The sequence below is a fragment of the Rhizobium sp. P1_E1 genome (assembly GCF_056406015.1).
In genome coordinates this window covers 1-11,674 of record NZ_JBFUAY010000148.1, presented here as the reverse complement: position 1 = coordinate 11,674, position 11,674 = coordinate 1, and the positions used below count along the sequence as shown (strand labels likewise).

At 61.9% G+C, this 11,674-nt stretch carries 9 protein-coding genes and 1 pseudogene; 1 reads left to right on the top strand and 9 read right to left on the bottom strand.

Annotated elements, in window-relative coordinates; genetic code table 11:
- Nucleotides 1-26 precede the first annotated feature (26 nt).
- The 6 genes from AC1D1Z_RS28680 to AC1D1Z_RS28655 all read right to left on the bottom strand — a co-directional run bounded on the left by AC1D1Z_RS28680 (nucleotide 27) and on the right by AC1D1Z_RS28655 (nucleotide 7,203).
- Nucleotides 27-380 carry a hypothetical protein gene (locus AC1D1Z_RS28680; RefSeq protein ID WP_018445791.1) on the bottom strand — a complete coding sequence of 118 codons (354 nt, stop codon included), beginning with the start codon at nucleotides 378-380 and terminating at the stop codon, nucleotides 27-29.
- Between the two features lie 176 nt (nucleotides 381-556).
- The gene (locus AC1D1Z_RS28675; RefSeq protein ID WP_018244844.1) at nucleotides 557-1,645 is read right to left on the bottom strand and encodes an ABC transporter ATP-binding protein; all 1,089 of its coding nucleotides are present in this window, start codon (nucleotides 1,643-1,645) and stop codon (nucleotides 557-559) included.
- A gap of 143 nt (nucleotides 1,646-1,788) precedes the next feature.
- On the bottom strand, nucleotides 1,789-3,441 hold the full coding sequence (gene bglA / locus AC1D1Z_RS28670; protein ID WP_130728895.1) for a beta-galactosidase BglA: 1,653 nt from the start codon (nucleotides 3,439-3,441) through the stop codon (nucleotides 1,789-1,791).
- Between the two features lie 34 nt (nucleotides 3,442-3,475).
- On the bottom strand, nucleotides 3,476-4,639 hold the full coding sequence (locus AC1D1Z_RS28665; RefSeq protein WP_047622520.1) for a carbohydrate ABC transporter permease: 1,164 nt from the start codon (nucleotides 4,637-4,639) through the stop codon (nucleotides 3,476-3,478).
- Nucleotide 4,640: 1 nt separating this feature from the next.
- Nucleotides 4,641-5,654, bottom strand: a complete 1,014-nt coding sequence (locus AC1D1Z_RS28660; RefSeq protein WP_018445795.1) for a carbohydrate ABC transporter permease — start codon at nucleotides 5,652-5,654, stop codon at nucleotides 4,641-4,643.
- A gap of 187 nt (nucleotides 5,655-5,841) precedes the next feature.
- Nucleotides 5,842-7,203: an ABC transporter substrate-binding protein gene (locus tag AC1D1Z_RS28655; protein ID WP_477852308.1), complete on the bottom strand. Its 1,362-nt coding sequence runs from the start codon at nucleotides 7,201-7,203 to the stop codon at nucleotides 5,842-5,844.
- A 297-nt stretch (nucleotides 7,204-7,500) separates the two neighbouring features.
- Between AC1D1Z_RS28655 and AC1D1Z_RS28650 the strand changes: the two genes are divergently transcribed.
- A complete protein-coding gene (locus tag AC1D1Z_RS28650) occupies nucleotides 7,501-8,526 on the top strand; it encodes a LacI family DNA-binding transcriptional regulator (protein ID WP_047622521.1) in 1,026 nt (341 codons plus the stop codon).
- A gap of 16 nt (nucleotides 8,527-8,542) precedes the next feature.
- On the opposite strand, the gene folD is transcribed toward AC1D1Z_RS28650, so the two are convergent.
- The 3 genes and pseudogenes from folD to AC1D1Z_RS28635 all read right to left on the bottom strand — a co-directional run.
- Nucleotides 8,543-9,442: a bifunctional methylenetetrahydrofolate dehydrogenase/methenyltetrahydrofolate cyclohydrolase FolD gene (gene folD, locus AC1D1Z_RS28645; RefSeq protein WP_131703061.1), complete on the bottom strand. Its 900-nt coding sequence runs from the start codon at nucleotides 9,440-9,442 to the stop codon at nucleotides 8,543-8,545.
- Between the two features lie 120 nt (nucleotides 9,443-9,562).
- Entirely contained in the window at nucleotides 9,563-11,332 is a 1,770-nt protein-coding gene (locus tag AC1D1Z_RS28640; protein WP_131703062.1) for a GumC domain-containing protein, read from the bottom strand.
- A gap of 221 nt (nucleotides 11,333-11,553) precedes the next feature.
- Nucleotides 11,554-11,674 (bottom strand): annotated as a pseudogene (locus AC1D1Z_RS28635) (WecB/TagA/CpsF family glycosyltransferase); the annotation flags it as partial.

Below are 11,674 nucleotides of genomic sequence, written 5' to 3'. Positions count from 1 at the left end.
TCACACGTCCTGGTGGACGCGCGTCTTTAGGCTCGAATATCGAGAACGTAGTCGCGGTGCGCCGGATGGGTGCTGTAGACGAAGATCTTGTTCAGCTCCTTCTGCGTCAGCAGGCGCAGGAAGCGGACATCGATCGTATTGTTGGCGTTGACCTTCATCAGCAGGCAGCCGACCTTGGTGATGCGAGCATCCGGAATATCCAGATAGAACTGCTTCGGCAGGCTGAACTGGGTCAGGATTGCGAGCGTCGCGCTGCTCATCGAAATCCGGACAATGTCGCAGCGGCGCGAAGCCGCATGCATGACGCCCTTTTCCGTATATTCGATGCGCGCGGCGTTCATGGTGTCCTCCATCTTGAACCGCGCCTCGCGGTCATACATGAAGGATTCTTCCTTGCTCAGGAAATGAGATTTTGGCTGTGACGGATTGGAAGCGGCCACGTGCTTATCCCCCTCATAAATTGACGAGGAAAAGGTAGCAGCCGATCTTTAACAGAAAGTGAGAATTCGGCCCGTCCCGCACAATTCTTGGGGCCATCACCCCAAAAATGGCCGCCTCACTTCCGGTAGGTATGGCCGGTTGCGTCAAAGAGATGCAACTTCTGCCTGTCGGCGGCAAACCGCATCCTCTGTCCCTTCTTCACATCATAGATGCCGGGCAGCTTGACGACGATCGGCTCGCCCGGAACCAGGCCCTCGATATAAAGCAACGTCACTTCGCCGAGCGCTTCGACGATCGACACTTCACCTTCGAAAAGGTAGTCGCCGCCATCGGCAACCCGGAGATCCTCCGGACGAACGCCGAAGCTTGCCTGCTTGCCCATTTCCGACGCGTCGGTTGCCACATCGAGGGTCACCGACATGCCGCCGGTCAGCGTCACCGTCGTCTGGCTTCCGGTTCCGGCGACCGTCGCCGGAATGATGTTCATCGCCGGCGAGCCGATGAATTTCGCGACGAAGAGGTTTGCCGGGCGCTCGTAGAGGTCCAGCGGCGCGCCGACCTGTTCGATATTGCCGGCTGAGAGAACGACAATGCGATCGGCGAGCGTCATCGCCTCGACCTGGTCGTGGGTCACGTAGATCATCGTCGTATCGGCCATCTGTTCGTTCAGACGGGCGATCTCGATGCGGGTCGCGACGCGCAGCGCGGCATCGAGGTTGGAGAGCGGCTCGTCGAAGAGGAAGACCTTCGGATCGCGGCAGATGGCGCGGCCGATCGCCACGCGCTGGCGCTGGCCGCCGGAAAGCGCCTTCGGCAGGCGATCGAGATATTTGGTCAGCTGCAGGCTCTCGGCCGCCGCCCGGACGCGGCGGTCGATTTCCTGCTTGCTTTCGCCGGCGATCTTCATGCCGAAAGCCATGTTGTCGAACACGGTCATATGCGGGTAGAGCGCATAGGACTGGAAGACCATGGCGATGCCGCGCTTGGAGGGCGGCACGTCATTGACGAGATGGCCGTCGATATACATCTCACCGCCGGTGATCGCCTCGAGACCGGCGATCATGCGCAGAAGCGTGGACTTGCCACAGCCGGACGGACCGACGAAGACGATGAATTCGCCCTGCTTGATATCGAGGTCGATACCATGGAGAACGTCCACGGAACCGTAGGATTTGCGGATATCCTTCAGCGTCAGTCCAGTCATTTCTCTCTCCCCTGTGTTCCTTAGGCCTGTGTTCCTAGAGCATGATGCCGAAAAGTGTGCGCCGTTTCCGGCATCATGCTCTATTTCTTTGATTTAGATCAGGATTCAGATTTTAGGCCCATCGGGCCCAAAATCATCCTGATCTAGGCAAGACGGGCGAAATACGCCCCCCAGGCCGGAATATCGATCTTGTCGCCATAGTTGTTGCTGGTAAAGCCATGGCCCGTCAATGCCTGCCATTCTCCAGCAGGCAGAATGACGGCGGCCTCGGCCGGGCTCATGTTGAAGATGCAGAGCAGCTTCTCATTGCCGTATTCACGGGTGAAGACCAGGCTATCGCCCTGTTGTTCCTCGAATTCGATCTCGCCCTTGGCAAAAGCCGGGTGCAGCTTGCGGAAGGCGATGAAGCGGCGATAGTGCTCCAGCACCGAAGTCTCATCGCCCAGCTGGACGCTGACGGCACGCAGGATATGCTCGACCGGCACCGGCAACCAGGGCTTGACCGTCGAGAAGCCGCCCTGGGCGACCTGGCTGTCCCAGACCATTGGCGTGCGGCAACCGTCGCGGCCCTTGAATTCCGGCCAGAACTGGATGCCATAGGGGTCCTGCAGATCCTGATAGGCGAGATCGGCCTCGGTCAGCGCCAGTTCCTCGCCCTGATAGAGGCAGACGGAGCCGCGCATGGTCATCAGCAACGAGGCATAGAGCTTGGCGAAGGCGTCGTGATCGGCGACCAGCCCGCCCCAGCGGCTGACATGGCGCATCACGTCGTGATTGGAGAAGGCCCAGCAGGCCCAGCCATCGGGTGCGGCAGCTTCAAAATCCTGCATCACCTCCTCGACGCGCTCCGGCGTCAGCGGATCGGGCGCCAGGAACTCGAAGGCATAGCACATATGCATCTTGTCGTTGCCGGAGGTGTATTCGCCGACGATTTCAAGGCCGCGCTGGCTGTCGCCGACTTCGCCGACGGCGGCGATTGCCGGGAATTCTTCGAGAACGGCGCGGAAGCGCTTCAGGAAGGCAAGGTTCTCCGGGCGGTTCTTGTCGTAGAGATGCTCCTGAAAATTATAGGGATTAACCGCCGGCGCCGTCGAAGCGTTGCGGCGCTCGGGAGCAAGCGCCGGATTGTCGCGGAGTTGCGTGTCATGGAAATAGAAGTTGATGGTGTCGAGGCGGAAACCATCGACGCCGCGATTGAGCCAGAAGCGCACGACATCCAGCAGACGGTCCTGCACCTCAGGGTTATGCAGGTTCATGTCCGGCTGCGAGGTCAGGAAATTGTGCAGGTAATATTGCATGCGCGTCGGGTCCCACGCCCATGCCGAGCCGCCGAAGATCGACAGCCAGTTGTTCGGCGGCGTGCCATCCGGCTTGGCGTCGGCCCAGACATACCAGTCGGCCTTGGCGTTGCTCTTGCTCGAGCGGCTTTGCACGAACCAGGGATGCTGATCCGAGCTGTGGGAGATGACGAGGTCGATCATCACCCGGATGCCGAGGCGATGAGCCTCTGATATCATCGTGTCGAAATCCACCAACGTGCCGAAGATCGAATCGACATTCTCGTAGTCGGAAACGTCATAACCGAAATCCCGCATCGGCGAGGTGAAGAAGGGCGAGATCCAGATTGCATCGACGCCAAGGCTTGCCACATGCGGCAGGCGGGCGGTGATGCCCTTCAGATCGCCGATGCCGTCGCCGTTCGAATCCTGGTAGGAGCGCGGGTAGATCTGATAGATCACCGCGCCGCGCCACCAGTCCTTGTCGGGGGTCGAGATCGATTGAGAAGCCACGTTCATGGAATATCCTGTTTGAAGTCACGGTCGGGAATGGTCAGCCTCCCTTGACCGAACCCGCCAGCAGACCGCGCACCAGGTAACGCTGCAGCCCGAAGAAGACGAGCAACGGCACGATGATGGTGACGAAGGCCGACGCCGTCAAAATCTCCCAATTGCCGCCGCGAGAGCCGAGCAGCGCGTTCAGGCTGCCGGTCAACACGAGGTGGTCCTTGTCGGTGCCGAGGAAGACCATGGCGACGAGCAGGTCGTTCCACACCCACAGGAACTGGAAGATGGCGAAGGAGGCGAGTGCCGGGAAGGACAGAGGCAAAACGATGCGGACGAAGATCTCGAAATCGCTTGCGCCATCGACGCGGGCCGATTCGATGATCTCCTTCGGCAGGCCGGCAATATAGGCCCGCAAGAGATAGATGGCGAGCGGCATGCCGAAGGCGGTATGGGCCAGCCAGATGCCGGGATAGGTCTTCGACGGCTGGCCGAGCATGTTGCCGATCTCGTTATAGAGACGCAGCAGCGGGATCAGCGACATCTGCAGCGGCACGACGATGAGGCCGACGACCAGCGCAATCAGCAGCCCGCGGCCGGGAAATTCCATCCAGCTCAGGGCATAGGCCGCGAAAGCGGCAATCAGGATCGGGATGATCGTCGCCGGGATCGTCACGGTCAGCGAGTTGATGAAGGACTGGCCGATGCCCTCGCCGGTCAGAACCGTGTTGTAGTTCTGCATTGTGAATTCCGGCGGCGCGGAGACGGACGCATAGATGCGCTTCGGGCGTTCGTCGGGCGAGAAGGCGGCATTCTTCACATAGCGATAACTGCCGTCGCTGTTGATCTGCAGAGTTTCGCCGTCGCCGAGATCGGCGGTCTCGCCGGCCTTGAAGGCGGCCGGCTGCTGTATGCGGTTGCCGAAGGCCTTCACCGCCCGGCCGGTCTGGCCTTCCAACACATTGCCCGAGATGACGTAGGTCGTACCCTCCTGCTTTTGCTGGTCGGGTGTACCGAGGCGGACCGCGGCCGTCTGGGTCGAGCCGACGAAGGCTGTCCACCAGCCGGAGACGACGATCTGGTCCTTGTCGCGCAGCGCGCTGACGAAGATGCCGAGCGTCGGGATCAGCCAGACGATGACGATCAGCAGAACGGCTGCGTGAACGAAGAGGCGGGCGGGGCCGATCTTGAAGTAGCTTCCGATAGCGGTCATCTCAGTGCCCCTTCAGTTCGCGATTGGCGCGGCGCACGTTCCAGACCATGATCGGCGTGACGGCGAGCATGATGATGATGGCGATGACCGCACTTCGCCCGGAATCGCCGCCGCCGCGGAACATCCAGTCGAACATCAGGTTCGCCAGCACCATCGTCTGCCACTGGCCGTTGGTCATGGTCAGCACGATGTCGAAGACCTTGAGGACGAGGATGGTGATCGTCGTCCAGACGACTGCGATGGAACCCCAGACCTGCGGCACCATGATGCGCCAGAAGATCTGCCAGCCATTGGCGCCGTCGATGACGGCGGCTTCGATCGTCTCTTCCGGAATGCCGCGAAGGGCGGCCGACAGGATGACCATGGCGAAACCGGTCTGGATCCAGATCAGGATGACCATCAGGAAGAAGTTGTTCCAGAAGGGAATGGAGATCCACACCTCGGGCGTGCCGCCAAAAGTCTGGACGATGGCGTTCAGCAGGCCGATCTGGACGTCGTTGCCGCCGCGATATTCATAGATGAATTTCCAGATGACCGAGGCGCCGACGAAGGAGATCGCCATCGGCATGAAGACGATGCTCTTGGCGATATTGCCCCACCAGATGCGATCGGTCATCACGGCGATGACGAGGCCGAAGAAGGTGCAGGCGGCCGGCACGACGGCGAGCCAGAGGATGTTGTTGAAGATCGACTGGCGGAATTCGCGGTCGCCGAGCGCCCATTTGTAATTGGCGAGGCCGACGAACTGCAGACCGGCGCGGTCGTAAAAGGAGAGGATGAAGGTCGCAACGACCGGATAAACGAGATAGACGATAAGCAGGAAGAGTGCCGGGCCGATGAACAACCACGGCCGGACGAGCGCACGGCGGTTGAGATTGCGCGATGCGGCGCGGATGTCGCCATCCTTCACCGGCAGAGCGAGATCCAGGATCTTGTTCGAAAAATAGAAATAGGCCGAGCACGCGAAAACGGCGACGACCACGACGCCCAAAGCGGACACTATCTGCGACAGCATTTCGTCCCTCCCCTGCTTCCCCTGATCTTATTCCGACCGGTTGTTATGCTGACGGATCAGCGCCGGTCATCGTCAATCTTTTTGTGTTGCCCAATCACAATATATCCTGCGATGGCCGGGCTCTTTGCGAGCCCGGCCAGTCATGCAAGCCATGCCGCCGGCAAGCCGGCGGCATAATTTTGAAAGATTACTTGATGCCGTCCCAGGCGCTCTGGATTTCGCCTGCAGCCTCTTCAGCGGACTTGCCGCCGACGAAATCGACCATGCCCGTCCAGAAGGCGCCGGCGCCGATCTTGCCCGGCATCAGGTCGGAACCGTCGAAGCGGAAGGTGGTGGCGGAGGTCAGAATCTCGCCTTCCTTCTTCATCTGCGGGTTGGCATAGGCCTCGGTGCTGACGCCCTTATACGGCGTCAGGAAGCTCGACTGCGCCATCCAGACCTCATGGGCGATCGGGGTCTTCAGGAAGTCGATGAAGGCGCGGGCCGTCTTCGAGTCCTTGGCGATCGAGACGAGCGTGCCGGCGCCGAGAACCGGCTTGCCGAGTTCGGGATGCGAAGCAAAGGTCGGCATGTAGAAGAAGTCGGCATCCTGGCCGAGCTTCGTGCCCTCAGGGAAGAAGGACGGAATGAACGAGGCCTGATGGTGCATGTAGCACTTCGGCGGAACCGCGAAGAGGCCCTTCGGGCTGTCGCGGAAATCGGTCGAGGCCACGGCTGCGACGCCGCCATCGAYGTATTTCGCGTTCTTGGCGAACTTGCCGAACTCGTCGATCGCGGCAACGACGGCCGGATCGGTGAACTTCAGCTCGTTGGTCGTCCACTTGTCGTAGGCTTCCGGCGGCTGCATGCGCAGCATGATGTCTTCGACCCAGTCGGTCGCCGGCCAGCCGGTGGCGCCGCCAGAACCAAGACCGATGCACCAGGGAACGCCGCCATCCTTGACGATCTGATCCGTCAGGGCATGCAGTTCTTCCATGGTCGTCGGGATCTTGTAGCCGGCTTCCTCGAAGTTCTCCGGTACATACCAGACCAGCGATTTTACGTCGGCCTTATACGGGAAGGCGTAGAAGGCTTCCTTGCCGTCCTTGCCCTTGTAGGTGCCGTAACCGACCCAGCTGTCGCCGGCGCCGTAATTGTCCTTGATCCACTTGGAGTTGTCGTCGCCGAGCGGCGTCAGGAAGCCCTTGCTGGCGAGATCGGCCAGGAGGCCCGGCTGCGGCAGAACGGCGATATTCGGCGGCGAGCCTGCCTGCGTGTCGATGACGATCTGCTGTTCGTAGTTTTCGGAAGAGGAGTATTTGACATCGATGCCGGTGGCTTCGGTGAAATAGGCAAGAACGCTCTGGAAGAACGCCTCGTCCTCGCCGCGCCACGGCCCGAAGATCGTCAGCGGCTGGCCCTTCAGATCGGCATGAGCAGCCTTGAACTCGTCATAGCTCTTCCAGTTGAACTTGGCATCCTGTCCCGGGGCAAATTTCAGATCGGCTGCAGACGCAGTACCGGCAAAAAGCGCTGCCACGGCAACGCCCATCAAAAATGACTTTTTCATGTGATCAACCTCCCATCACAATCCCAACCGCGCCGAATTCCCTCCAAAAGAAATTTCAAAGCGCTTTGACAGCCAACTCATTTCACTTTCGGGGGAATGGAGTCAAGTCAATTCGCGAAAACCCGCGGTGAACATGCTAGATATCGCAGCGCAGCAACGTCTATCGGGAAATATGGAGCGATTTTTCTTGAGTCAAGCGCGCCAGATGATACATAATTGAAAGCGCTTTGGATGCCACTGGGAGGCGGCAGGCCTTTTCAGGACGGCGGACGGGCGGGCCGGGAGGAAGCATAGCAGGTGAATCTCAAGCAGCTATCGGAATTGCTGGGGCTGTCGCAGACGACGGTGAGCCGAGCGCTAAACGGCTATCCCGAGGTCAACGAGGCGACCCGGGAGCGTGTGCTCCAGGCTGTCAAGGAAACCGGGTACCGCCCCAATAAGGCGGCGCAGCGGCTTGCGACCGGCAAGGCAGGCTCGATCGGCCTCGTCATGCCGACGGCGCCCGGCCACCAGTCCGACGTGCATTTCGGTGAATTCCTGGCCGGGCTCGGCGAAGAGGCCGTACGCCACGATTTCCACTTCGTGATCATGCCGGCCGACCCGGATGACGAGGTGGCGGCGCTGCGGCGCCTTGCCATCAGCGGCAATGTCGATGCCCTGTTCGTCGCCTATATGCGCGGCCACGACCCGCGGCTCGCCATGCTGAAATCGCTCTCCATGCCCTATGTCGTGCACGGCCGCTCCTTCGGTTCGGAGCCGGACTATCCCTATCTCGACATCGACAATGAAGGCGCCTTCTACGATGCGACGCGGCTCCTGCTGCAGCTCGGCCATACGCGCTTTGCGCTGATGAACGGACCGATGCATCTCGATTTTGCCATCCGCAGGAAGAACGGCGTCATATCAGCCCTTGCCGAGCGCGGGCTGGTACTCGATGAGGGTTGCATGAGCCACGCGCTGATGACGGACGAGCAAGGCCTGCTGGCGATGGAACACTTTCTGCAGTTGCCGGAGCGGCCGACGGCGATCCTCTGCTCCAGCACGGTGCTGGCGCTCGGCGCGATCCGCGCGGTCAACCAGGCCGGATTGCGGCTCGGTGAGGATATCTCGCTGATCGCCCATGACGACGTGCTGCCGCTGCTGAAACCGGAAAGCTTTTCCGTGCCGCTGACGACGACACGCTCGTCATTGCGGGCGGCCGGCGTTCGCATCGCGCAGCGGCTGATCGGCACGGTCAAGCAGGCCGGCCCCTTCCCCGACCAGGAGCTCTGGAAGACCGAGCTGATCGTCAGGGCCTCGACCGGTCCTGTTCCCCAGGCCTAGAGCCTTTCTGGTCTAGTCAAAACTGCGGCGGTGTCTGCCCTGCGGTGCGATGGGCGGCGATGACGGTGTTCGCCATCAGCATGGCGATGGTCATCGGCCCGACGCCGCCGGGAACCGGGGTGATGGTGCTGGCGACCGCGGAGACCTCCTCGAAGGCGACGTCGCCGACGAGCCGGGTCTTGCCCTCGCCTCTTTCGGGGGCTGGCACCCGGTTGATGCCGACGTCGATGACCGTCGCACCTGATTTGACCCAATCGGCCCTGACCATCTCCGGCCGGCCGACGGCGGCCACCAGGATATCGGCGTTGCGGCAGACCTCGGCGAGATTCTTGGTCCTGGAATGAGCGATCGTCACGGTCGCATTGGCGTTGAGCAGCAATTGCGCCATCGGCTTGCCGAACAGGTTGGAGCGGCCGATGACGACGGCGTTGAGGCCGGACAGATCCTCGCCATGGGTGCGGCGGACGAAAACCATGGCGCCGGCCGGCGTGCAGGAGACCAGTCCGGTCTTCAGGTCGCCGGTGGCGAGCTTGCCGGCATTGACGACGCTCAGGCCATCGACATCCTTTTCCGGCAGGATCGACTGGATGATCGCCTCGCTGTCGAGCGGCTTCGGCAGGGGCAGCTGCACCAGGATGCCGTGGATCGACGGATCGGCATTGAGGGTGGCGACGAGGGCTGCCAGCTCCTCCTGCTTCGTCTCGGCCGGCAACGTGTGCTGGACGGATTTGAAGCCGCATTCCTTGGCCATGCGGCTCTTGGAACCGACATAGGCGTGGCTTGCCGGATCGTCGCCGACGATGACGACGGCAAGGCCGGTGGTGACGCCGCTGCTCTTTTCCAGCGCTGCCGTCGCACTCTTGACCGCCTGAATGACCGATGCTGCTACGTTCTTGCCGTCGATTACTGTCGTCACACGTCTCTCCGCCCTGTTTCGCGTCAATCTATGGATAGTTGACGAGCGTCAAATGCCCGCTAACGCCCTATCCTGTCGGAAAGCGGCAACGCAATATCAAAAATGCAAGGAAATGTTCGTTCAACGCAACGGCTGCCGCGCTTCGAGCGCATGAACACGAAGCCGGTCGCGCAGGCCGGAGATCTCGGAGCGCAGCACCTCCATCTCGTCGACTTGGGCGGGGTCCTGCGCGAACGTCGGCGGCAGTGCGGTCTGCGGCGGGGATACCGGCATTTTCTCCCTTGCGGGATCGGCGACGGGCCGACGCAGGCGCAGYAGGAAAGCCGCGGCAAGACCGACCACAAGGCCCGCGGCGGCGCCGATCAGCGAGCGGGCGATCCGGCCATCCGTTGCCGATACCGCCGTCGCCAGTGCCGGCTTCAGGAGAACGATACGACCGTCGGCGGCCGCTCCCACCGCTGCGGACGTCGCCTCTTCCAGCCGCGAGCGCGCGGCATCGGCTTTTTCGCGCAGCTCGGTCAGACGTGACAAATCGACGCCGGTATCCCGGCTCTGGGCGATCAGCGTGTTGCGGCGGTCATTGAGGCCCTTGCGCGCATCGACGGCGGCCTTGGCGGCGAGGTTGGCAGTCTGGGCAAGACGGGCAAGCTCCTTGCCCATATTCTCCTTCAGACCATCAGTTTCGGCCTGCTGCTGCAAGAGGCGCGGATGGCGCGGGCCAAGCTCGGCGGAAAGCTGCGCAAGCGCTGTCTTGGCGACGGCATATTTGTCGCGCCAGTCCTGCAGCGCCGGCGAGAGCATATCGGAGGGCAACGAACCGTCGAGCACCTCGGCAAGTTTTGCGGCCTTCAGCCGGTCGGTCTGCGCCTTGGCGGCAAGAATATTCTGGTCGGCCGCTTTCAGATCGGCATCGAGCTGGTCGATCTGGCGGCGAAGATCAATCGCCACCTTGACGTTGCCCTCGCCGCTCTTTGCCGTGAAAGCGGCAAGCTCCGCCTTCGCCTCGTCATAGGTTTTGCGCAAGGCGGCATCGGTTTCGGCGTTGCCGCCAGGGCCGTCTGCTGCGGAAACCGCTTCGGCAAGCCTGGCGGCGATGCGCATGGATTTGCCGCTGTCGCCGGTCGTCACCCTGACGAGGATCGTGCCTGTCGCGGCATCGGGCAGTATCTCGACCGCATGCTTCAGCGTCGCCTCGGCGCGCGAGGCCGGATCGGCAGCAGCACCGGTCGCCGAGAGGAGATCGAGCGCGACGCCGAGCGCATTGGCGCTGGCGCCGGCAAATTCGGGATCATGATCGAGTTTCAGGGCGGCGACCGTCGAAGCAACCGTACGCGCCGACAACAGCCCTTTCGCAGCAGCCTGGGTGAACGCAGCACGGCTTGCCGCATCCGCCTTCACGGAAAGCGTCGTTTCGGCGCGATAGAGAGCCGGTGAAGCCGGCATCAGCGCCGGCAGGCCCGCACCGACGATCGTCGCGGCCGCGACCATCGTCGCAAGACCAATGCCGCCGACACGGCGGCGCGGCACCGGCCGGGGCTCGGCGGGCTCTTCACGGATCGCGGCCAGCGGTTCCTGTGAGACCATCGGCTCGTCGGCCGGAACGCTCAGCTCTTCATCGCCCGCCGGCTCCTGAAGAAGCGGATGGCCGACGTCGTTGGCGGCCCGGAGGCGGTTGCCGAGGATGGTTTCGATGCGGTCGACCAGCGGTGCGGTGCGCGCCGCCCTGGCGCGCTGCTCCTCCAGCACCCGGCCGATGGCGCGCAGCAATTCGGCCTCGGGCGGCGCAATATCAGGCCGGCTCGACCGGGGCACCCCGAAGGAACCCTCATGGGCACGCGGCCCTGCGGCTGCGCGATCCTGGAAGCTGTTTCTGGCCCTGATATCGTACATTTGCGCCACATCTCATGCACATGATGGCCGAGTTCGCTCATCCGCACGGACGCAGATGATTAAGCCACTCTAAATAATCATGGCAAAGAAATGGTTAACCGCAGCGGGTAAGAACTAAGCATAGTCCCTTAAATCGGAAACGATTTGAGGATAAAACTATGCGGCAATTTAAAGTGCTGCAGCGTCCTTTGCGCGTCTCAAAAGACGCGCGGCGCTGTGGGTCAGCTCGCCTTCTTGCGATCCGACTGCGGCTGCAGCGCGCTGCCGTGCTCTTCCGGATAGCTGAGGATCCTTTCACGCCGGCGGAAGCGATAGCGCAGGACATGGAAGAGGAAGACCGGG